Annotated in this window: 25 protein-coding genes, 1 tRNA gene and 1 pseudogene; 10 read left to right on the forward strand and 17 right to left on the reverse strand. The window is 52.3% G+C overall.

All coding sequences use genetic code 11. The annotated features are described in order from the left end of the window. Nucleotides 1-23: 23 nt before the first annotated feature. The 3 genes from ecnB to efp form a co-directional block, all read right to left on the reverse strand. Complete coding sequence (ecnB, locus tag NA624_RS19210; RefSeq protein ID WP_000239598.1) at nt 24-170, reverse strand: lipoprotein toxin entericidin B; 147 nt, start codon at nt 168-170, stop codon at nt 24-26. 107 nt (nt 171-277) lie between these two features. Continuing rightward, nucleotides 278-412, reverse strand: coding sequence for an entericidin A/B family lipoprotein (locus NA624_RS19215; RefSeq protein WP_001670700.1), 135 nt, complete (start codon nt 410-412; stop codon nt 278-280). A 60-nt stretch (nt 413-472) separates the two neighbouring features. Then, nucleotides 473-1,039: an elongation factor P gene (gene efp / locus NA624_RS19220; protein WP_000257282.1), complete on the reverse strand. Its 567-nt coding sequence runs from the start codon at nt 1,037-1,039 to the stop codon at nt 473-475. 40 nt (nt 1,040-1,079) lie between these two features. On the opposite strand from efp, the gene epmB reads away from it, so the two are divergent. Together epmB and NA624_RS19230 are read left to right on the forward strand one after the other, a co-directional pair. After that, on the forward strand, nt 1,080-2,108 hold the full coding sequence (gene epmB, locus NA624_RS19225; protein WP_000940478.1) for an EF-P beta-lysylation protein EpmB: 1,029 nt from the start codon (nt 1,080-1,082) through the stop codon (nt 2,106-2,108). Nucleotides 2,109-2,388: 280 nt separating this feature from the next. Then, complete coding sequence (locus NA624_RS19230; protein ID WP_001229228.1) at nt 2,389-3,246, forward strand: YjeJ family protein; 858 nt, start codon at nt 2,389-2,391, stop codon at nt 3,244-3,246. Between the two features lie 47 nt (nt 3,247-3,293). Here NA624_RS19230 and NA624_RS19235 read toward each other — a convergent pair whose 3' ends face one another. From NA624_RS19235 to NA624_RS19245, 3 genes are all read right to left on the reverse strand, one after another. Then, nucleotides 3,294-3,647, reverse strand: a complete 354-nt coding sequence (locus tag NA624_RS19235) for a DUF4156 domain-containing protein (RefSeq protein WP_000558210.1) — start codon at nt 3,645-3,647, stop codon at nt 3,294-3,296. Nucleotides 3,648-3,890: 243 nt separating this feature from the next. Then, nucleotides 3,891-5,537, reverse strand: coding sequence for a chaperonin GroEL (gene groL, locus NA624_RS19240; RefSeq protein ID WP_000729126.1), 1,647 nt, complete (start codon nt 5,535-5,537; stop codon nt 3,891-3,893). Nucleotides 5,538-5,580: 43 nt separating this feature from the next. Beyond that, on the reverse strand, nt 5,581-5,874 hold the full coding sequence (locus NA624_RS19245; protein WP_000027827.1) for a co-chaperone GroES: 294 nt from the start codon (nt 5,872-5,874) through the stop codon (nt 5,581-5,583). A 275-nt stretch (nt 5,875-6,149) separates the two neighbouring features. Here NA624_RS19245 and yjeH point away from each other — a divergent pair, with 275 nt between their 5' ends. Then, complete coding sequence (gene yjeH / locus NA624_RS19250; protein WP_023136358.1) at nt 6,150-7,391, forward strand: L-methionine/branched-chain amino acid transporter; 1,242 nt, start codon at nt 6,150-6,152, stop codon at nt 7,389-7,391. A 58-nt stretch (nt 7,392-7,449) separates the two neighbouring features. On the opposite strand, the gene NA624_RS19255 is transcribed toward yjeH, so the two are convergent. Next, a complete protein-coding gene (locus NA624_RS19255; RefSeq protein WP_001267291.1) occupies nt 7,450-7,926 on the reverse strand; it encodes an FxsA family protein in 477 nt (158 codons plus the stop codon). A gap of 340 nt (nt 7,927-8,266) precedes the next feature. On the opposite strand from NA624_RS19255, the gene aspA reads away from it, so the two are divergent. From aspA to NA624_RS19285, 6 genes are all read left to right on the forward strand, one after another. Continuing rightward, nucleotides 8,267-9,703, forward strand: coding sequence for an aspartate ammonia-lyase (gene aspA, locus NA624_RS19260; protein ID WP_000069440.1), 1,437 nt, complete (start codon nt 8,267-8,269; stop codon nt 9,701-9,703). A gap of 114 nt (nt 9,704-9,817) precedes the next feature. Next, nucleotides 9,818-11,119, forward strand: a complete 1,302-nt coding sequence (dcuA, locus tag NA624_RS19265) for an anaerobic C4-dicarboxylate transporter DcuA (protein WP_000637595.1) — start codon at nt 9,818-9,820, stop codon at nt 11,117-11,119. A gap of 120 nt (nt 11,120-11,239) precedes the next feature. After that, a complete protein-coding gene (cutA, locus tag NA624_RS19270) occupies nt 11,240-11,587 on the forward strand; it encodes a divalent cation tolerance protein CutA (RefSeq protein WP_000887832.1) in 348 nt (115 codons plus the stop codon). Beyond that, on the forward strand, nt 11,563-13,266 hold the full coding sequence (locus NA624_RS19275) for a protein-disulfide reductase DsbD (protein WP_000068895.1): 1,704 nt from the start codon (nt 11,563-11,565) through the stop codon (nt 13,264-13,266). Before cutA ends, NA624_RS19275 begins: the two co-directional genes overlap by 25 nt. A gap of 36 nt (nt 13,267-13,302) precedes the next feature. Then, the gene (locus NA624_RS19280) at nt 13,303-13,878 is read left to right on the forward strand and encodes a transcriptional regulator (protein ID WP_001188511.1); all 576 of its coding nucleotides are present in this window, start codon (nt 13,303-13,305) and stop codon (nt 13,876-13,878) included. A 116-nt stretch (nt 13,879-13,994) separates the two neighbouring features. After that, nucleotides 13,995-14,070: transfer RNA gene (locus NA624_RS19285), tRNA-Phe, on the forward strand. A gap of 79 nt (nt 14,071-14,149) precedes the next feature. On the opposite strand, the pseudogene NA624_RS19290 reads toward NA624_RS19285, so the two are convergent. After that, nucleotides 14,150-14,224: pseudogene (locus NA624_RS19290) on the reverse strand (helix-turn-helix domain-containing protein); the annotation flags it as partial. A gap of 556 nt (nt 14,225-14,780) precedes the next feature. On the opposite strand from NA624_RS19290, the gene NA624_RS19295 reads away from it, so the two are divergent. Beyond that, nucleotides 14,781-15,533 (forward strand): non-specific acid phosphatase, encoded by a 753-nt coding sequence (locus NA624_RS19295; protein ID WP_000842407.1) that lies wholly within the window; start codon nt 14,781-14,783, stop codon nt 15,531-15,533. A 144-nt stretch (nt 15,534-15,677) separates the two neighbouring features. On the opposite strand, the gene NA624_RS19300 is transcribed toward NA624_RS19295, so the two are convergent. From NA624_RS19300 to NA624_RS19340, 9 genes are all read right to left on the reverse strand, one after another. Next, a complete protein-coding gene (locus NA624_RS19300; RefSeq protein ID WP_000175394.1) occupies nt 15,678-16,526 on the reverse strand; it encodes an SdiA-regulated domain-containing protein in 849 nt (282 codons plus the stop codon). Nucleotides 16,527-16,551: 25 nt separating this feature from the next. Further along, nucleotides 16,552-16,713: a hypothetical protein gene (locus tag NA624_RS19305; protein WP_001816720.1), complete on the reverse strand. Its 162-nt coding sequence runs from the start codon at nt 16,711-16,713 to the stop codon at nt 16,552-16,554. Between the two features lie 260 nt (nt 16,714-16,973). Next, nucleotides 16,974-17,186: a FaeA/PapI family transcriptional regulator gene (locus NA624_RS19310; protein WP_000063794.1), complete on the reverse strand. Its 213-nt coding sequence runs from the start codon at nt 17,184-17,186 to the stop codon at nt 16,974-16,976. A 72-nt stretch (nt 17,187-17,258) separates the two neighbouring features. Next, a complete protein-coding gene (locus NA624_RS19315; protein ID WP_000426473.1) occupies nt 17,259-17,843 on the reverse strand; it encodes a hypothetical protein in 585 nt (194 codons plus the stop codon). A gap of 420 nt (nt 17,844-18,263) precedes the next feature. Continuing rightward, nucleotides 18,264-19,028 carry a K88 minor fimbrial subunit faeI gene (locus NA624_RS19320; protein WP_000827659.1) on the reverse strand — a complete coding sequence of 255 codons (765 nt, stop codon included), beginning with the start codon at nt 19,026-19,028 and terminating at the stop codon, nt 18,264-18,266. Between the two features lie 27 nt (nt 19,029-19,055). Then, the gene (gene faeH, locus NA624_RS19325) at nt 19,056-19,853 is read right to left on the reverse strand and encodes a F4 (K88) fimbria minor subunit FaeH (RefSeq protein ID WP_000704726.1); all 798 of its coding nucleotides are present in this window, start codon (nt 19,851-19,853) and stop codon (nt 19,056-19,058) included. A gap of 232 nt (nt 19,854-20,085) precedes the next feature. Further along, complete coding sequence (locus tag NA624_RS19330; protein WP_000751765.1) at nt 20,086-20,901, reverse strand: K88 minor fimbrial subunit FaeI; 816 nt, start codon at nt 20,899-20,901, stop codon at nt 20,086-20,088. Between the two features lie 217 nt (nt 20,902-21,118). Beyond that, a complete protein-coding gene (locus NA624_RS19335) occupies nt 21,119-21,610 on the reverse strand; it encodes a DUF5462 family protein (RefSeq protein ID WP_000709796.1) in 492 nt (163 codons plus the stop codon). Between the two features lie 35 nt (nt 21,611-21,645). Then, complete coding sequence (locus tag NA624_RS19340) at nt 21,646-22,431, reverse strand: fimbria/pilus periplasmic chaperone (protein ID WP_024134449.1); 786 nt, start codon at nt 22,429-22,431, stop codon at nt 21,646-21,648. Between the last annotated feature and the right edge of the window lie 10 nt (nt 22,432-22,441).

A 22,441-nucleotide genomic window follows, 5' to 3' on the forward strand; every position in this document is an offset into this window, starting at 1 on the left:
ACGCCATGCCGTACCGTTGATGATTACTGCTGAGCTCTGGTTGCAGCGCCAGAGATCGCACTACCACCGTCCGAGATGTCCTCGCCCACGCCGCGCGTGGTATTACAAGCAGTTAATACAGTGGAAAGTACCAAAACAGAAAAGATCGCTGCAATTGTCTTTTTAACCATAATGTCTTCCTTTTCTAGCCAATGTTGTTTGTGTATAGCAACTTAATAATAGACAACATCCCAGAAAATGACGGGCGATCGACTAATTTTAGGAAGACGAGAAGCGATTAGCTGGCTGCGCGGGAGATGGCGTGGCCAAGATGCTGAATATCTTCGCCGAAGCCGCGGGCGGTATTACATGCCGTTAATAATGTGCCGGTAAGAAGAACCAGCGCGACAAGGCAGATAAAGCGTTTCATCATTGAGGCGCGAAAAATAGGATGGCGCAGCATACGCTGCACCATTTTTCCCGATAACGTAAATTATTTTACGCGGGATACGTATTCGCCGGAACGGGTATCGACTTTGATCACTTCGCCAATCTGCACGAACAGCGGAACTTTAACCACTGCGCCAGTAGACAGCGTGGCTGGTTTGCCGCCAGTACCTGCGGTATCGCCCTTCAGACCTGGGTCGGTATCAACAATTTCCAGTTCAACAAAGTTCGGCGGAGTGACAGAGATAGGCTGACCGTTCCACAGGGTTACGATGCATTCCGCCTGATCCAACAGCCATTTTGCGTTGTCGCCGATAGCCTTGGCATCTGCAGACAGCTGTTCGAAGGTTTCGTTGTTCATGAAATGCCAGAACTCACCGTCGTTGTACAGGTAAGTCAGGTTCATATCGACTACATCCGCGCCTTCAGCGGAATCGGTCGATTTGAAGGTTTTCTCAACGCGCGTGCCGGTCAGCAGACGGCGCAGCTTAACGCGGGCAAACGCCTGGCCTTTACCCGGTTTCACGAATTCACTGGATTCAACCGCATAAGGTTCGCCATCCAACATGATTTTAAGACCGGAACGAAAATCGTTGCTATAGTAAGTCGCCATAAGGCCCTCTGAAATTGTTAACTGGTAGCTAAGCCACAAAATGGCGCATATTGTAACCCTAAATACCCCATTGCGAGAAGATTGGTTAGCGCAACTTGCCGATGTTGTGACCAATCCCGACGAACTGCTGCATCTTTTACAGATTGAAGCTGATGAAAACCTCCGGGCAGGACAGGACGCCAGGCGCTTGTTTGCCCTCCGCGTGCCGCGCGCTTTTATTGCGCGCATGGAGAAGGGCAACCCTGACGATCCTCTGTTACGTCAAGTGCTGACGTCCCGGGATGAATTTATTGTCGCCCCCGGTTTCTCCACCGACCCGCTGGAAGAGCAACACAGCGTGGTGCCAGGATTATTGCATAAATACCAAAACCGGGCGCTATTGCTGGTAAAAGGCGGATGTGCGGTAAATTGCCGCTACTGTTTCCGTCGTCACTTCCCGTATGCGGAGAATCAAGGCAATAAGCGCAACTGGAAAGTCGCGCTGGAGTATATCGCCGCACACCCGGAACTGGATGAGATCATCTTTTCCGGCGGCGATCCGCTGATGGCGAAAGATCATGAGCTGGACTGGCTGCTCACGCAACTGGAAGCCATTAAGCACGTCAAGCGGCTACGCATCCACAGCCGGTTGCCTATCGTCATCCCGGCACGCATTACTGACGAACTGGTCGCCCGCTTTGACCAGTCACGTCTGCAAATTTTGTTGGTGAACCATATCAACCACGCCAATGAAGTGGACGAGGCGTTCTGCCTGGCGATGAAGAAACTGCGCCACGTGGGCGTCACGCTTCTCAACCAGAGCGTCCTGCTGCGTGGCGTGAATGATAACGCGCGAACGCTGGCGAATCTGAGCAACGCGCTATTTGACGCCGGCGTGATGCCCTATTACCTGCATGTGCTGGATAAAGTGCAGGGCGCCGCGCATTTTATGGTCACCGATGACGAAGCCCGGCAAATCATGCGCGAACTGCTCACGCTGGTATCCGGCTATATGGTGCCAAGACTGGCGCGTGAAATCGGCGGCGAACCGAGCAAAACACCGCTGGATTTACAGCTTCGTCAGCGCTAATCCTCGCGGGCGCGTCAGGGACGACGAAAATATTACCGCGCAATATCACGAGGAGATTCCCCCGCGATTCTCCTCACCCTCTGGCGACGATAAAATACCCTTCGTTAAATACACCTTTCCGCTACTCTCTTTTCAATAAAGTCCGTTTTAGGACTCGCTTAGCGTGTACTGCATTTTCGAATTATACTGGTTCTCCTTTTTATAGGGCGGCATAAACAATTTATATATCAAATACATTTCAGTAAAACATTTAATTATTTTATATTTGTGGAGAATTGACATGGCCTTAACGATTAAGGGACTAAATACCGGCGTTATTCGTCACAATGATAAGTTTATCGCGCTGGCGCTTAAGGTGAAGTCACTGAGAAATAAAGAAACACTGCTTTTCTTTCCTGTGCTCGCGCTGCGAGACTTGTTGATCGGCCTTGAACACCGGCTTTATTTACAACACTCGCTGCCGGAACAAGAGCAGGAAAAACGCCAGAAAGCCAAAAGCAGTCATGTGCTTAAAATGCATGAGAATATTCCGGCAATACTCCGTGAAGAGCTGGAAAACGCCGATGTTAATCAGCGTGTTGAATCTTTAGCGTTGAGCGATAATACAGAAAAAGTATTAACTTTTACGTTAAAGCTGCACAATGGTAGCCATCTTGATTTACAGGTCGGTGAGTGGCAGGTTGAAGTTCTGGTGATGGCTATTATTCACGCCATTAATAATGCCGAAATGCGTGAGCTCGCATTGCGTATTTCTTCAATGCTGGACTTTTTACCATTATACGATGCTGACTGCCTGGAAAACGGTAATATCGAATTCGATACCTATAACCAGCCTGACTGGAAACATAATCTGTATAACCATTATTTAGCGCTCGTTTATCGTTATACGGATGAGGCAGGACAATCGCATGATTGCGGCACCATCATTAAGACCCGTAGTCAGTCAGGCTCTAAAGAAGCTGAAGCAATATCACGCCGCTTGCTGAATTTCAGCCCGCGTCTTAAAAAGCTGGAAGGAAAACCGTGTAAGGTTTTTGTCAGAACGCTTGGAACCGGTAAAGCAGCGCGTCTGACGCAAGATCAATGCATGCGCGCGTTGCATAATCTACGCATGGCATCATCGCAGGGAAAACGCTAACCATATCGCCCTCTGAATCTTTCAGAGGGCGTTACGATTCAGACATATCAATTCGGACATTTATAAACCTGGCCGTTCATCTCGCTGGCCGTCGGGACAAAACTGGACAACATGCCCTGTGACGGACTACTTACGCCATACAGCACGTTTCCACCCATCGCGGCTGCCTGATTACGCAGATCGTTCGCTGCGCCACGCATTGAGCCACCCTCTTCGCCGTGCTGGCCTGAAAACCAGTTACTCTGTTTACCAGTTGCCGTACCAATAAGCTGGCATTCCGCGCCTGGCTTATCTTCGACAAAGCGTACATTTTGGCCGGCAGCGGTGAGTTCGTTGCTGGAGCTACAACCCGCCATCAGCAGCGCGGCGCCAACGATCCCTGCTAAATATTTCACGTGCATGTTATTCCCCATAATCAATGAGCTGGACGTTTTGTCCGTATCTGAATCTTATACTAAAAAGATGACTAAAAGAAAAACCCCCGGTCATTTCTGCCCGGGGGTTTCTCAATTCTGGGAGATAAGCACCCAAATCATTCTGGTTGCAGGAAGGCGGCCAGTTTGTTAATCCCCAGTTACTTACTCAAGTAAGTGACTGGGGTTAGCCAACGCATCTACAGCCTGAAGGATGCAGGGTGTGGGCAATTACATCATGCCGCCCATACCACCCATACCACCCATGCCGCCAGCAGCGCCTAAATCAGGAGCATCGCTTTTCGGCAGGTCGGTCACCATGCACTCGGTAGTGATCATCAGACCAGCCACTGAAGCCGCGTACTGCAGCGCAGAACGGGTAACTTTGGTTGGGTCCAGGATACCCATATCGATCATGTTGCCGTATTCTTCAGTTGCTGCGTTGTAACCGTAGTTACCGTCGCCGCCTTTAACGGTGTTAGCGACAACAGACGGCTCTTCGCCGCAGTTCAGCACGATCTGACGCAGCGGAGCTTCCATTGCGCGCAGCGCAACTTTGATACCCACGTTCTGGTCTTCGTTCTGGCCTTTCAGGTCAGCAATTTTAGAAGCAACGCGGATCAGCGCAACGCCACCACCGGCAACCACGCCTTCTTCTACCGCAGCACGGGTCGCGTGCAGGGCATCTTCAACGCGGGCTTTCTTCTCTTTCATTTCAACTTCGGTCGCAGCGCCAACTTTGATTACCGCAACGCCGCCTGCCAGTTTCGCTACGCGCTCCTGCAGTTTTTCACGATCGTAGTCGGAGGTCGCTTCTTCAATCTGCTGACGGATCTGAGCAACACGGCCCTGGATTGCAGCTTCTTCACCCACGCCATCGATGATGGTGGTGGTGTCTTTGTTGATCACAACGCGTTTCGCCTGACCCAGGTCTTCCAGGGTTGCTTTTTCCAGCTCCATACCGATCTCTTCAGAGATTACGGTACCGCCGGTCAGGGTAGCGATATCCTGCAGCATCGCCTTACGACGATCGCCGAAGCCCGGTGCCTTAACAGCAGCCACTTTCACGATGCCACGCATGGTGTTAACAACCAGGGTAGCCAGCGCTTCGCCTTCAACATCTTCAGCGATGATCAGCAGCGGTTTGCCTGCTTTTGCAACGGCTTCCAGAACCGGCAGCATTTCGCGGATGTTGGAGATTTTCTTATCAGCCAGCAGGATGAACGGGCTTTCCAGCTCTACTGCGCCAGTTTCCGGCTTGTTGATGAAGTAAGGAGACAGGTAGCCGCGGTCAAACTGCATACCTTCAACCACGTCCAGTTCGTCCTGCAGACCGGTACCGTCTTCAACGGTGATGACGCCTTCTTTACCGACTTTATCCATCGCTTCCGCGATCAGTTTACCTACGGTTTCGTCGGAGTTAGCGGAGATAGTACCTACCTGAGCAATCGCTTTAGAGTCGGAGCACGGTACGGACAGGGCTTTCAGCTCTTCAACCGCAGCAGCAACCGCTTTGTCGATACCACGTTTCAGGTCCATCGGGTTCATGCCCGCAGCAACGGCTTTCAGGCCTTCGGTAATGATGGACTGCGCCAGTACGGTCGCGGTGGTGGTGCCGTCGCCTGCAGCGTCGTTCGCTTTAGAGGCAACTTCTTTCACCATCTGCGCGCCCATGTTTTCAAACTTGTCTTCCAGCTCGATTTCACGCGCTACGGAAACACCATCTTTAGTGATAGTCGGCGCACCGAAAGATTTATCCAGAACCACGTTACGGCCTTTCGGACCGAGGGTTACTTTCACTGCATCTGCCAGTACGTTTACGCCGCGCAGCATTTTCACACGAGCGTCGTTACCGAATTTTACGTCTTTAGCTGCCATTTTCTCTTTCCCTTAAATTCGTATGTTCAGTGTCGTTCGCGGATTACGCTTCAACAATTGCCAGAATGTCGCTTTCAGACATGATCAACACTTCTTCATTGTCGATCTTTTCAGATTTCACACCGTAGCCATCGTTAAAAATAACGATGTCGCCAACTTTCACGTCCAGCGGCTGTACAGTACCGTTGTCCAGGATGCGACCCTTACCGACAGCGATGATTTCGCCACGAGTTGATTTACCCGCTGCGGAACCGGTCAGTACGATGCCGCCAGCAGATTTGGACTCAACTTCTTTACGTTTGACGATCACACGATCATGTAACGGACGAATACTCATTGATAGCTCTCCTTTGAGAAAGTCATTATCAGTTATGGGTGACGCCGGCCCGTAAACGGTTTCCCGGCTGGTGACCAGAGAGATGGGGATGGGGTTTTGCCCCTTCAAGGGGGGAGATGAAAAAAAATTCTTCTGAGCGAAAAAAGCGGTAAAAACGCTACTTATCTCACGTTTACCCAAGGTTTAGAACATCCTGCTATAAGAAAAGGCGTGTGTGATACGCTTAAAAATGCCTGTCGTCACCTGACGTTACAATGCCGCCGGATAATGAGCTGATGAATGAACTAAAAAAAGAGCTTGGGTTGGTTCAGGGCGTTATCTTGTTAACCACATCATTATTAGGGACTGGCGTTTTTGCGCTTCCGGAGCTGGCTGCGCTGGCGGCAGGCGACATCAGCCTTTGGGCATGGCCGCTGCTCATTATTTTGATTTTCCCTATTGCGATTGTCTTTGCTGTGCTGGGGCGTCATTTTCCACACGCTGGCGGCGTAGCGCATTTTGTCGGGATGGCATTTGGCCCGCGTCTGCAACGGGTGATCAGTTGGCTGTTTTTATCAGTCATTCCTGTTAGTTTTCCCGCAGCCTTGCATATTGCGGTGGGTTTCGGCCAGGCGCTGTTTGGCTGGCAAAGCGAACAGCTCTTATTTGGGGAACTGGGTACTCTAGGTTTGCTATGGTTTATGGGATCGCGCGGCGCCAGCTCCAGCGCCAACCTGCAAGCCATTATCGCTGGATTAATTATCGCGCTTATTGCCGCCATTCTGTGGAAAGGCGCGATTAAACCTGCAGATATCACCTTCCCAGCCGCAAACGAAATCACCTTTTCCCGCCTGTGTACCGCCCTGGCGATCATGTTCTGGGGATTTGTGGGAATTGAGGCGTTTACGCATTTGTCATCTGAATTTAAAAATCCTGAACGTGATTTTCCGCGCGCATTGATCATTGGCCTGATGCTGGCCGGCGCCATTTATTGGGCCTGTACCGCCGTGGTGCTGCATTTTGGCGTCTATAGCGACAAGATAGCGGCAACAGCATCGCTACCGCTTATTATTGTTCATCTCTTCGGTATCCAGGCGTTGTGGGTAGCCTGCATTATTGGTTATCTCACCTGCTTTGCCAGCCTGAATGTGTATGCTCAGAGTTTTGCGCGTCTGATATGGACGCAAATGCAATATCAGCCCGATCACTATCTGGCTCAACTCTCTCCCGGGCGCCTTCCCTTGCACGCGTTAAACGTTATTCTGGCCTGTTGTTGCGTGAGTTCCCTGGTCGTCTACGCCCTGAAGATTAACCTCAATGCGCTGATCGTCTATGCTAACGGTATTTTTATTATGCTCTATCTGCTTTGTATGCTGGCGGGCTGTCGACTGTTGAAAGGGCGTTGCTATGCACTGGCGGTGACGGGTTGTCTACTGTGCCTGTTATTGCTGGCAATGCTGGGGTGGAAAAGCTTATATGCCATTATCATGCTGGCTGCATTATGGCTGTTTTTACCGAAGCGAAAACGCATGGCGTAAGACGCATCCGCTGGCCGGATAACGCCTCGCGCGACTTATCCGACCAACATCTCTACCTTTAATCCCGACGATCGTCTTTATGTTCAATACGATCGCGATCGTCATCTTTACGCTGATACTCGCCGTCAAATGTTTCGCCACCGCCAGTACCCGCGCTAAATCCGCCGCCCGGCATCCGGGAAAAACGTAAATGCGGCAGCAACTTCAGCGTCAAATGTTTTTGCACTGGCGGTAACAAAAGGAGAAGGCCGAGAAAATCGGTGAAAAATCCCGGCAACAGGAGCAGTAAGCCAGCGATGATCAGCGATACACTCTTAATCATTTCTGCCGCCGGGCTCTCACCGGCCGCCATTTTTTGTTGCATCAGCAAAAAGTTTTTAAAACCCTGGTTACGTACCAGCGACATACCGATAACAGACGTAAAAATCACCAGGATTAGCGTCATCAGGACGCCAAGCACATGGGCGACCTGGATAAAGATAGAAATCTCAATGTAAACATAGAGAAAGACAGCTAAAAAGGGTATCCAGCGCAAAGGACTCTCCTGTAAGTCATGGCCGTCTGCGACGACCATTTGAATGGGGTTGCGATTCGCATCGATCCGATATGGTGGTGCGTAGCAAAATTTCAAGTGGTTTGTACACCTATTTTAGGTAGTAATACTAAAGCGGTGACCTATTTCACAAAATAATAAATAAGGGGTAAATTCCCACACTTTAAGTGATCCAGATTACGGTAGGAATTCTGAACCAGCATATGATCTCGTTTATCAGGCCGATGGAGGGGATAATCGTCGGTCAGAAAACATTCGAAATCACATATATCCTGTGTGTTTTAAAGTAAAAATCATTGGCAGCTTGAAAAAGAAGGTTCACATGTCAAACAACATTCGTATCGAAGAAGATCTGTTGGGTACCAGGGAAGTTCCAGCTGAAGCCTACTATGGTGTTCACACTCTGAGAGCGATTGAAAACTTCTACATTAGCAATAACAAAATCAGCGACATCCCTGAATTTGTGCGTGGCATGGTTATGGTAAAAAAAGCGGCGGCGCTGGCCAACAAAGAGCTGCAAACCATTCCTAAGAGTGTGGCGAACGCCATCATTGCCGCATGTGATGAAGTCCTTAACAACGGTAAGTGCATGGACCAGTTCCCGGTAGATGTCTATCAGGGCGGCGCGGGCACTTCCGTCAACATGAATACCAACGAAGTGCTGGCCAACATCGGGCTGGAACTGATGGGTCATCAGAAAGGTGAATATCAGTACCTGAACCCGAACGACCACGTGAATAAATGTCAATCCACTAACGATGCCTATCCGACAGGCTTCCGTGTAGCGGTTTACGCCTCTATCGTCAAACTGATCGATGCCATCAACCAGTTGCGTGAAGGTTTCGAACGTAAAGCGGTTGAATTCCAGGACATCCTGAAAATGGGTCGTACCCAGTTGCAGGACGCCGTACCGATGACGCTTGGTCAAGAATTCCGTGCGTTCAGCATCCTGCTGAAAGAAGAAGTGAAAAGCATCGAGCGTACTGCTGAGCTGCTGCTGGAAGTCAACCTTGGCGCAACGGCAATCGGTACCGGTCTGAACACGCCGAAAGAATACTCTCCGCTGGCGGTGAAAAAACTGGCTGAAGTCACTGGTTTCGCCTGTGTTCCGGCGGAAGATCTGATTGAGGCGACATCTGACTGTGGCGCGTATGTTATGGTTCACAGCGCGCTGAAACGTCTGGCAGTGAAGATGTCCAAAATCTGTAACGACCTGCGCTTGCTCTCTTCTGGTCCTCGTGCCGGCCTGAACGAGATCAACCTGCCGGAACTGCAGGCGGGCTCTTCCATCATGCCAGCCAAAGTGAACCCGGTAGTACCGGAAGTCGTAAACCAGGTATGCTTTAAAGTCATCGGTAACGACACCACCGTTACGATGGCGGCGGAAGCCGGTCAGTTGCAGTTGAACGTTATGGAGCCGGTTATCGGCCAGGCGATGTTCGAATCCATCCACATTCTGAGCAACGCGTGCTACAACCTGCTGGAAAAATGCGTTAACGGCATTACCGCGAATAAAGAAGTGTGCGAAGGGTACGTTTATAACTCCATCGGTATCGTCACTTACCTCAACCCGTTCATCGGCCACCACAACGGCGACATCGTCGGTAAAATCTGTGCTGAAACCGGTAAGAGCGTACGTGAAGTTGTGCTGGAGCGCGGCCTGTTAACGGAAGCCGAGCTGGACGATATTTTCTCCGTACAGAACTTGATGCACCCGGCTTATAAAGCTAAACGTTATACTGATGAAAGCGAACAGTAATCGTACAGGGTAGTACCAAAGAGGCACGTCACGATGACGTGCCTTTTTTCTTACAAGAAGTTACCAAATAACAACAATTTAATATCAACTTGTTAAACAACAAGGAAGGCTAATATGATAGTTGTCGAACTTATCATTGTTTTGCTGGCAATCTTTTTGGGCGCCAGACTTGGGGGCATCGGTATTGGATTCGCAGGTGGGCTGGGTGTTCTGGTACTTGCCGCCATCGGCGTGAAGCCAGGGACAATTCCATTCGATGTCATTTCCATCATCATGGCGGTTATCGCCGCGATCTCTGCTATGCAGGTCGCGGGCGGTCTGGATTATTTGGTAAACCAGACGGAAAAACTGCTGCGTAAGAACCCGAAATACATCACTATCCTCGCACCGATTGTGACCTATTTCCTGACTATTTTTGCTGGTACCGGGAACATTTCCCTGGCAACGCTGCCGGTTATTGCTGAAGTCGCGAAGGAGCAGGGAATCAAACCTTGCCGTCCGCTCTCGACCGCCGTGGTATCCGCGCAGATTGCGATTACCGCCTCGCCGATTTCTGCGGCCGTGGTGTATATGTCTTCTGTTATGGAAGGTCATGGCATTAGCTACATTCACCTGCTGTCCGTGGTTATCCCCTCTACGCTGCTGGCGGTGCTGGTGATGTCCTTCCTGGTCACTATGCTGTTCAACTCCAAACTGTCGGACGACCCGATTTACCGCAAGCGTCTGGAAGAAGGGCTGATTGAACTGCGTGGTGAAAAGCAGATTGAAATCAAACCGATGGCAAAAAATTCCGTCTGGCTGTTCCTGCTGGGCGTTATCTGCGTGGTTGTTTATGCGATTGTCAACAGTCCGAGCCTCGGCCTGGTTGAGAAACCGCTGATGAACACCACCAACGCTATTTTGATCATCATGCTGAGCGTCGCAACGCTGACCACCATCCTGTGTAAAGTGGAAACTGACGCCATCCTCAACTCCAGTACCTTTAAAGCAGGGATGAGCGCCTGTATTTGTATTCTGGGCGTGGCGTGGCTGGGCGATACCTTCGTATCCGCTAACATCGACTGGATCAAAGACACTGCGGGTAGCGTCATCCAGGGCCATCCGTGGCTGCTGGCCGTCATCTTCTTCTTTGCTTCCGCGCTGCTCTACTCTCAGGCGGCAACGGCGAAAGCGCTGATGCCGATGGCGCTGGCGCTGAACGTCTCTCCGCTGACGGCAGTCGCTTCCTTCGCCGCCGTTTCCGGCCTGTTCATTTTGCCGACCTACCCGACTCTGGTTGCGGCGGTACAGATGGATGACACCGGTACAACCCGTATCGGTAAATTCGTCTTTAACCACCCGTTCTTCATCCCAGGCACCCTGGGCGTCGTTCTGGCTGTCTGCTTCGGCTTCCTGCTGGGCAGCTTTATGCTGTAAGTGTTTCACCCGCGGGGCGTATCACGCCCCGCATTCTCCCGCCCTTTGACTAACATCCTGCCCTCGTCCGTTGTATAGTGACCGTTCACTTGCGGGTCTTTTTGTTCTTTCGAGGTGTTTATGCTTGATGTTAAGAGTCAGGATATTTCCATCCCCGAGGCCGTTGTGGTGCTTTGTACCGCCCCGGATGAAGCTACCGCCCAGGATCTGGCCGCCAAAGTGCTGGCGGAAAAACTGGCCGCCTGCGCCACCCTCCTCCCCGGCGCGACATCGCTGTACTACTGGGAAGGCAAACTGGAGCAGGAGTATGAAGTTCAAATGATCTTAAAAACCACCGTTTCACATCAGCAAGCGCTTATCGACTGCCTGAAGTCTCATCACCCGTATCAAACGCCTGAACTTCTGGTTTTACCTGTTACTCACGGAGATACTGATTACCTCTCATGGCTCAACGCATCTTTACGCTGATCCTGCTGCTGTGCAGCACATCCGCCTTCGCCGGATTATTCGACGCGCCGGGTCGCTCGCAGTTCGTCCCTGCCGACCGGGCGTTTGTTTTTGATTTTCAGCAAAATCAACACGATCTTACCCTCTCCTGGCAGGTAAAAGAGGGTTACTACCTTTACCGTAAACAAATCAGCATCACGCCAACGAAAGCGGATATCGCCGCAGTCCAACTCCCGGCAGGCGTCTGGCATGAAGATGAATTCTACGGAAAAAGCGAAATCTACCGTAAGCGGCTAAACGTTCCGGTAACGGTTAACCAGGCGGCGGCTGGCGCGACATTAACGGTAACGTACCAGGGGTGCGCCGATGCGGGATTCTGTTATCCGCCGGAAACGAAAACGGTGCCGCTAAGTGAAGTCGCCGCGGCAATAGACGCCACGCCGACGCCTGCTGTCACCCAGACGAGTGAGACGTCAAAACCCGCCGCCCAGCTACCTTTTTCCGCGCTCTGGGCGCTGCTGATCGGCATCGGCATCGCCTTTACGCCCTGCGTTTTACCCATGTATCCGCTGATTTCCGGTATTGTCCTGGGGGGAAGGCAACGTTTGTCGACGGGGCGCGCACTGCTGCTGGCCTTTATCTATGTACAAGGGATGGCGCTGACCTATACCGCACTGGGTCTGGTCGTCGCCGCGGCGGGATTACAGTTTCAGGCGGCGCTGCAGCACCCTTATGTGTTAATCGGCCTTGCCATCGTGTTCACCCTGCTTGCGTTGTCGATGTTTGGCTTGTTCACACTACAGCTCCCCTCCTCACTGCAAACCCGGCTGACATTAATGAGTAATCGTCAGCAAGGCGGCTCGCCCGGCGGCGTTTTTGTTATGGGGGCGATTGCCGGATTAATTTGCTCGCCCTGCACTACAGCGCCGTTAAGCGCGATCCTGCTTTATATCGCTCAGAGCGGCAACATGTGGCTGGGCGGCGGTACGCTGTATTTGTATGCATTAGGTATGGGTCTGCCGCTAATGCTGGTCACCGTGTTTGGCAACCGCCTGCTACCGAAAAGCGGCCCGTGGATGGCGCATGTCAAAACCGCTTTTGGTTTCGTGATCCTCGCGTTACCGGTCTTTTTACTGGAGCGGATTATTGGCGAGGCTTGGGGTTTACGTCTGTGGTCGCTGCTGGGCGTCGCTTTCTTTGGTTGGGCATTTATCACCAGCCTTCAGGCCAGACGAGCGTGGATGCGTATCGTACAGATTATCCTGCTGGCGGCTGCGCTCATTAGCGTGCGGCCTCTACAGGATTGGGCGTTCGGATCGCCATCCGCGCAAGCTCCAGCGCACCTCAATTTCACGGCTATTTCTACCGTGGACGAACTCAATCAGGCGCTGGCGCAGGCCAAAGGCAAACCCGTTATGCTGGATTTCTACGCCGACTGGTGCGTGGCCTGTAAAGAGTTTGAAAAGTATACCTTCAGCGATCCGCGGGTCCAGCAGGCGCTCGGCGACACGGTGCTCTTGCAGGCTAACGTCACCGCTAACAATGCGCAGGATGTCGCGCTGTTAAAGCATCTGCAAGTCCTCGGGCTGCCCACCATTCTGTTCTTTAATGCCCAAGGCCAGGAACAGCCGCAATCGCGAGTCACCGGCTTTATGGACGCCGCCACCTTTAGCGCGCATTTGCACGATCGCCAACCGTGAGCGACACTTGCAAAAGCAAAGACGGAGGAGAATACCGTGCAACGTGAAGATATTCTGGGAGAAGCCCTGAAATTACTGGAGACGCAAGGGATAGCCGATACTACGCTGGAAATGGTGGCGGAGCGCGTAAATCGCCCACTCGACACATTACAGCGTTTCTGGCCAGATAAAGAAGCCATTTTATATGACGCGCTACGTTATCTGAGTCAGCAGGTAGATATCTGGCGACGCCAGCTTCTTCTTGATGAGACACTTTCTGCTGAACAAAAGCTACTGGCACGCTACAGCGCGCTCTCGGAATGTGTCAGTAATAACCGTTATCCTGGTTGCTTGTTCATTGCCGCCTGTACGTTTTATCCCGATCCAACCCATCCTATTCACCAACTGGCTAATCAACAAAAACGCACGGCACATGATTTTACCCATGAACTACTGACCACGCTGGAAATTGACGATCCGGCGATGGTTGCAAGGCAGATGGAGCTGGTGCTGGAAGGTTGTCTCAGCCGAATGCTGGTCAACCGCAGTCAGGCTGATGTAGATACCGCTCAGCGGTTGGCGGAAGATATTCTGCGTTTTGCACAGTGCCGCCAGGGTGGGGCGCTCACCTGACGGGGTACTGATTTTATGCATTTTGCCTGAAAAGCAGGCAGTCAGCGCGCTTTTATCACTTTTTTCGTGTAAAGCCGTTGACGACCGCGTCCCTTTACGGTTTAATGCGCCCCGTTGCCCGGATAGCTCAGTCGGTAGAGCAGGGGATTGAAAATCCCCGTGTCCTTGGTTCGATTCCGAGTCCGGGCACCACTTATTCAGAAAACCCAGCCTATGGCTGGGTTTTTGCTTTTCTGGGAGTGGAAATCCGTAGCCCCCATCTCCGGCCTGACTAGCTATAACGAGAAGGCCAGATTTTCTCTGGCGCAACGCCCAGCGCTTCGGCGATCAGCCGCTCATCTTTGGGCCTGGGTCAAAAGCTTACTTAGCTACAGGGAGATTATTACCAGTAATAACGCGTATCACTCCATCTGACGGTTCGCTAGCCTCGACAAGTGAGTCCAATATCTCCGCCATGAACTTTTCCATCACTGACAACAACAATTCCTTCGCCAATTTTAGCATTTTTTCTTTTTCGGTTTCTTTATTCTTAAATACTGTTTCCGGCTCTTGTTCATAATCATAAATTAATACTCAGCACATCATAACTGGTGGTAACTGTCGGGGTAACAGGGCACATATTTTAAAATACTTATTCATACTTTGTTATTACGTAAACATTTTAACCTAATGCATGTCAGTCAGGCACGCAGATAAAAAATAACCGGAGACAAAAGTTAAACAAAATGCTGTTAGCCGGAAATATCAGTATTGTTCTGTTGTCCGCTGCAGTCAGTCCGGTATGGGCAGACGATAATGCCAGTGCAGCGTCCTGCTTTTTTACCTGTATGTTGAATAACCATTGCAATAAATCATTATAGGATTACATCTGTTTATTATTTCCTGATCCGGAGTGAGTCTTTATGAAAAGTCGTTATTTACTATTTTTTCTACCACTGATCGTAGCTAAATATACATCAGCAGCAACAGTGCAACTCTTTCATTCTCCTGAAGAATCAGTGAACAGTCAGTTCTACTTACCACCACCGCCAGGTAATGATGATCCGGCTTTCCGCTATGATAAAGAGGCTTATTTTAAGGGCTATGCGATAAAGGGTTCCCCACGATGGAAACAAGCTGCTGAGGATGCAGATGTAAGCGTGGAAAATATAGCCAGAATATTCTCGCCAGTAGTGGGTGCTAAAATTAATCCCAAAGATACGCCTGAAACCTGGAATATGTTACAGAATCTTCTGAAAATGGGCGGCTACTACGCTACTGCTTCGGCAAAAAAATATTATATGCGTACTCGCCCCTTTGTCTTATTTAATCATTCCACCTGCCGTCCTGAAGATGAGAATACTTTGAGAAAAGATGGCTCTTACCCTTCCGGGCATACTGCTTATGGTACACTTCTGGCATTAGTATTATCCCAGGCCAGACCGGAACGCGCGCAGGAGCTCGCCAGACGAGGATGGGAGTTCGGGCAAAGCAGAGTGATATGTGGTGCTCACTGGCAAAGTGATGTTGATGCTGGCCGTTATGTGGGAGCAGTAGAGTTTGCAAGACTGCAAACAATCCCGGCTTTTCAGAAGTCACTGGCAAAAGTCCGTGAGGAGCTGAACGACAAAAATAATTTATTGAGTAAAGAAGATCACCCCAAACTTAATTACTGAAGGTGAAAGTCTTCCCGCAAACTGGCCACAGCAAATGAAAGGAAGTGCAACTGCGTAGGGGCGACCGGGCGTGGAGAACGCCTTTGGTTTCCCCGATTCGCATGAATTCAACGCCTCTCCCCCGTTTGCAGTCCGTCCAGACCGTCATGACGTCGTTGTCCGGCTGAAGCGGTAAAACCGGTCTGGCTCACTGACTATCCACAGCGAATTCCGGCCATCAGAAGCTATCCCTTCCGCCTGCGGAATGTCCCGCTCCAGACCACTGTGTCCCCGGCGCAGCGGCATCACCCACCAGCCGCCCTCGGGGTCTGACACCAGTACCAGGGCTGATTCATGGGAAAGCACATACAGCCGCCTGTTTTTCCTGTCGTAATGCAGGCCGGAGATATCCTTCAGGAACCACGGCAGGGACAACCGGTGCGTCAGTGAATCACTGACCGACAGAGAGTCATGGCTGTGGTCCGTTTCTAAAAAACGAAGCGGTTTCTTTTCCTGCGCCACTATCAGGGCATTCTCTCCCCGTCCACGGGCAAGGCCTTCAAAACCGGCATTGTCGCTTTTTCTGTCCACATCCAGGGTCAGGGTGTATGACGCCGGCGGCAGGACAGACGTATTCCTGTCAATGTGGTGGGTGGTGAGTATCCGCTCCCGTTCCCGGGACAGGACATAGCGGTTCCGGCCGAGATACTCAATGGCCTCAAAATCATGGTCGCCATGCGATGGTATCACCCGCAGCACGTTCCCGTCCGTGTCCAGCTCCACCACCGACGACGGATGGTCGGTCACGGCAAACAGCGTTCCGCTGTCCGGGTTCCACGTCAGGCCGGAGAGACCGCCCTGTATACCGGGAATGTCTTTTTCTGTCGCAAGCTGCCACTGCGTTTCCTCCGGGTACCAGGTTTCCGGAAAATACAGTGTGGCCGCACCGGCCACCATCAGAAGAGCGCCAGCCAGCAGTGCCGGTTTTTGTTTAAGTAAACGTCTCAGAGTCATGGTTCCGGATGTTCAGTTCATCGCATTACATGCAGTCAATGACAAACCAGAGCATGGCCAGGGCTCCGGTCAGGAAGCCGGAGATGAAAGCGCTGGTCAGCAGCAGTAAAATCAGCGCCCGGAGCGAAAAGCGTCCCCCGCCATACCCGGCGCGTCTTTCGTCATCCGGCATGTTGTCCTTCTGCAAAAAAATTCTCCGGGGAATTACCGGTATGGAGATGTCCGGATAAAAAGAGCTTTATTCCCGTAAGGCCTGTCATGCAGCCCCGGATTATATTCATTCAATATTCAGTAACAGAAATACCGATACAAAAAACACCAGTGATATCATGACGACAAAAGAAATACAGATGTAATAAATCATCTTCAGAAAGTTCATCAGTCAGTTACCACAATATCTGTTCCGGCCACTTGTTCTCTCCATGCCCCTGTTTTACCGGATATCCGTCAGACCAGCCGCCATCGGCCGGACACGCCTTTACCTGCATTCATTTTCTCCACCACGCCCGCTCCCTCAAGCGTAACCAGATAAGCCCTGGCCTGGTATATTGTCAGCCCGGCCGCATCCGCAATACTCCGGGTTCTGACAGGTATATTTATCCTGCCGTTTGCCTGTGACTGCATAAAAGACAGAATTTTGTCGCAAGCGTCATTACTCATTTTGTTCTCCTGTGACTACGGGGAAGCAATGCTGTCCCGGAAGCTGAAATACCTGCCCCGGGTCTTCACATATCAGAACCGTTGTCCGGTCTCATCTGTAATCACCCCGGGTAACAGGCCGCTCGTGCACAGTACATGCAGGTTCTCCACCCCTGCATACTCCACCAGGCAGGCCCGGAGGTAATAATCCTTGCGTGATGCCGCCTTCAGTGAGGCATTCCTGTTTATGGCCGTACACAGGGATATCAGAGTCCGCTTTCGCAACTCAGTCAGTTCACCTGAGCTTTCCGGCCCGGCTCTTCCCTCAAGCGCCTGACGCAGCATGTCACGCAGCCGGAGGAGGCTGTCCCGGCCACTGATAACCTGCGCAGTTCCTCTCAGTAGCCGCATTTCCTGCAGCCGCGAAGGTACCAGAACAACCATGGGAACCGGACTGGCCGCGTGCAGCATTCTGATGTCCTGCAGATGCCGCCCCCAGCCGGCCAGCGGCTCCGCACTCAGTGCCACCAGGGCCAGGTCATATGCCCCGGGAGGTGACATCTCCGGTCGCACCACGGCATACCCCATACCGGCAAGCAGATGTGACAGCCCCAGCAGTTCATATTCACAGTTCCCCGTCAGCAGTATGCGTTTCCGGCGGGACATGGCATTTTCCATTTATCTGCCCCCGCTAACTTAACGCCGGGCTTATCAGCTCTGCCAGCATGGCTGCCAGTCCCACAAGAACCAGCAGATAAACCGTGACCAGTACACGTACAGATATTTTCATTACGATCCCTGCTCAGAAATAGTTCACTACCGGCATCAGGTTTCTCTGCGAGTGGTTGACATAACACAGTACCTGCATCAACAACCGACAGATAACAGCCACCGGCTTCATGTAAGGCAGCAGTAAACTCAGACAGCGTCATTCTGGTCATGAATGTCGTGCCTTCCCCGAATACCAGCCTGACCCGGCCGTTATGTTCCTGCACCTGCCGGATATCCCGGACACTCACAAAGAAAAACACGCCGTCAGCCCGCTCCAGCCCCACAAAAACGGCGGGGCCCGGAACGGGTGACCGGGGGCCTGCAGCCTTACCGGTATTCAATACTCACCGCCAGGGAGGTATGCCAGCGGGACGGTACCGCCCCCTTAAAACGCAGCTCACCGCTGTCCGCCACCGTCTGTGCGCCGTATACCCCGTCAACCTGGCGCAGGGCGGCGTCACTGAACCGGCTCAGTCCGGACACGCTGCTGACCGTCATCTTCCGGAGCCAGACCGGGCCTTCACTGTCAAACAGGGTCTGCAGCACACCCGGCGTCTGCCCTGCCGGCATCACCTGCGTCTGTGGCGGCAAGCCGTTGCCCTGCAGGTCGCCATACAGCCCGGCATACTCCGCCCGGTCCCCCAGGACATGGCGCAGCACACCCGCCGCCTGCATCCGGAAGGTGAATGTCCCGGTACGGACATTTCCCTCCCCCGTCACCGGCAGTGTCACCGATGCCGTACCCGGCGCCGTCCACGTCAGTGCAAAACCCTCGGTTTCCTTACCGTACGTCACCTGCGGCGCAAGCCCCTCCCGGCCGGCCGGGGTGGTCAGGATAGTTTTTCCCAGCAGGACCGTCATGGCCGGCAGGGGAACCGGTATTACCTGCTCCCCACTGCGCAGGACAGAGACAGCTTTCGTGTTTATCTGTGTGTTCCCTTCCCCGACCTTCCAGACCCAGGGATTACGGGTGCTGGTCACCGGCCCGCCCAGCTTCAGCTCTCCGCTGAAGTCTTCCCCCGGCGTGTTCCACGCCAGCACACAGGACGGCAGCAGACTGGCGGCCAGCAGTAAAATCGTCATTCGTTTCATTGTGTTCTTCCTCTCCCTGCCCGTTCTTTACTGGACCGTCACCGTCACACTCAGCCCGGCCTGCCACTGCGCCGGCGTGTTTTCTGCCGGCAGGCGCAGCTCAAAATCCGAGACGGCGGACGCATAGGCCGCCGCCAGCCGGGTCACCCGGCCGTCAGCCAGCACGCCCTGACTGATAACCTGACCGTTATCTGCCGTGCTCATTCCGTTACCGAAGCCCCGGTTCAGCATCAGCAGGGAAGGCAGACGGCTTTTGAGCCACTGCGGCAGGGTGTCGGCCTGCACACCGCTCACGCTCTGCCCGTTTACGAGCGACATGCCTGCCGGCAGAACCGCCCCGTCTTCCTGGTGTCCGGCGCTGACGGCCATTCCCTGGTCAAGGGTGAAAGAAAGCTGTCCCGCCACGTGACCGTTCTCCGGGTTACGTACCGGGACAGAGGCGCGGAAGTGCTGCGCCGTCGTGCTACCGCCAGCCGTCACGGAAAACGGCTGACCGTTACTGCTGAACGTGATGAAAGGCGTGAAGCCGGGACCACCGCGCTCTGCCACCTCATACAGATGGCCTTCCAGAAACGGCAGGGAACCCTTGCCGCGTAAATCAAAAACCAGTTGTCCGCTCTCTGTTCGGGCATCAGCGGTATCCACCGCCCATGTCTGGTCAGGAGAGCCCACCTGCCAGGTCCATTTCGGGGCCTCGTCAGTGACCAGACCATGAAACTGTATTTCCCCGCCGTCAAGAATTCCGGCCCGAGGTGCTGCGGAATAAAACAGGGCCAGCGCGGCCAGGGCGGAAATAATAGATTTATAATGATGCGTTATTTTCATCGTTATTCACTCTGTTTTATCCGTTGGTCATAATTAATAAACAACGAGCATTCAGATAAGCTGAAAAGAATAAACCCGGCACCGGCGTACGCGAACATTTCCTGACTGGCAGAGAAGCAGGAAATAAATATACCGGAATGCCGGGTTTATTACCGGCAAACGACCGAAAAATAGTTCGCCGTTTTTAATAATCAGGCAAATTACTTTCTGTTATGCCTGATAATCTGATCTATTACTGATAAGAAACAGTGACAGTCATATTTGCGTTCCAGTTCTTAGGTGTTTTAGCTTTCGGGAAAGTTAATACGCCAGAACCAGCAACATATTCAGAAGCATATACCCCCTGAATACTTCCTGCATCAGCGCGGTTAAAAATATTCGGCCCAGTATAACCGCTAGTTACAGCATCGGCTGGGATGGTAATCATATCGGCACCCAGAATAGCAGAGATTTTATCTTTGATTGCTACTGGGGTCATTGAGTTTACATAGGTTTTATTTTGAGCAAATCCGTTACCATAAGTTTTTCCTGTGTCACCAATTGTCTGATATGCGTTTTTATCATTGGTAGTAACGCCATCACCTTTCCAGAAGACATTAGCCAGTGACATAATATCCATTTTAAACTGGAACGTACCAGCCTTCGTTTTATCATCTTTAGCAAAAGCACTTAACGTGATCACTGGTGCAGAATCAGCAGGCTGAGAAATTGAGAAGCCCTCACCACCATAAGTGATAACCGGAGCCATACCTGTAGATATCCCGGAGTATGGAGCTTTTGTTTTCCCCATCAATACAGGAAATGAAGTTTTACCAACACCGCTCCACACATTATTATCACCAGACACGACAGCATCTGCGAGTTTTAAATCAACCGCAGTGCCTTGATCAGCCCCGGTCTTCCACAGCCAGGCTGGTGCATCAGTAGTGATATTACCGCCGATATTAATGTTACCGTTAAAATCACCGCCCGTCGACCATGCTGCCATAGCCGAGCCGGATACCACTGCAGATGCAGCCACTGCCAGTGCAATCAGTGTTTTTTTCATAAATTAAGTTCCTTTCTGTTTTATAAAACAATAAATAAATACATCTTTTATTTTGGTAACCCATTTATCTGGCTTTACCGCAAAGCCATCCCCTGCCACCTTATTCAGATGGCATCACTGAGATATTTATCCCTGTAATACAGAATGGCTTTACGTTATTGCTGTAAATAACTGGGCGTCATTCACTCAGGTAATTCGTGGTGTCCTGCCGTTCTTTTTAACTGACGCTTACTCCTTCCACTTCCACCGGCACCTGCACATTCCCCCGGTAGTTCGCCGGCACCTCCAGCTCCGCCGGCGCGTCACTTCTCAGCTCCACCTGCCGGATTGCCGCCGGCACCGTGATAACCACATCCTCTCCCCGCTGGCCGGCCGTAATGGCCGCCCGCTGCCCGTCCACCATCAGGGTGGTCTTCAGCGTGAGCCGTGCGTCCCGGCCGTCTCCCAGGGTCCGTTTCACCGTGATATACGCCATGTTTCCGGATGCCGGACGACTTTCGGCATTGCGGATGACCAGCGTCTCCGGAAGCGGACCGTTGCTCTCCGTCCGGTACAGCACCGGGTCCGCCGGGGTGCGCGTCACCTTCACCACGCTGTTGCCCACCACCTGACCGTTCACCACGCCCAGGTACTGCGTCTTCTCGCTGTAATCCGCCGCCAGGACCGGCAGGGCGCTGAAGAGGGCCACCGCCATCAGTGCTTTTTTCATCATGGTTTCTCTTTACTCCGCAGGACCGGAAAGGATTATTTTTTACCTGCCCCGGCCGCTGTTTTCGTCTCCGGGACCGTCTTTGCCTCCGGTGCCGCCGCTTTTTTCTGGTTGATGGTCCAGGTCTGCAGCTCGCCGTAATCGTTCAGGGAATCCACCTTCACCACATTCCCCTTCACCTGCACCTCATCCCCCGGCATAAACATCAGCAGTTTCTGAGCCGTGTCGTTGTCTACCGCAACCTTTTTACCGTTCGCATCCAGCAGGCTGCCGATGGCGTAGATATACGGCGTGGTGTTGACCAGCATCGTCCGCCCGTCCGGACGGACCTGCAGGCTGATGCCTTCCTCGGCGCCTTTACGGTCCTTCAGCAGCGCCTCCGGGCGGTAGAACAGCTTCAGCTTCGTGCGCAGGGCAATGGCAATCCCGCTTCCCTTCAGCGCCGGCGGAATATCCTGCAGGTTCAGCCAGTACACTGACTCTTTATCCTTCGGCAGGTGGTCAGAGGCCATGATGATACGCAGCGTCTGCTGCCCCTGCGGTTTCACCTTAAAAAAGGACGGTGTCACCACAAACGTCGGGCGGGTGTCTTTCTCCACAATATTGTCCACCCACGCCTGGCCGCCGAAAGTACGCTCCTTGTCATTGTTGGTCACCGTGATGGTCAGCGCGTCCTTGTCGCCGCGAAAAATATAGCGGGTCTGGTCCGCCGCCAGGGAAGCCAGTGCACTCTGGCTCGCCATCATCAGGGCCAGGGTCATTCCCAGCGCCTTCGTCACTCTGTTACGGAAAAAAGAACGCATTTTCTGGGTCTGTTTCATCGTCATCATT

The organism is Salmonella sp. NW38, from assembly GCF_051807745.1.
Taxonomy (GTDB): Bacteria; Pseudomonadota; Gammaproteobacteria; order Enterobacterales; family Enterobacteriaceae; genus Salmonella; species Salmonella enterica.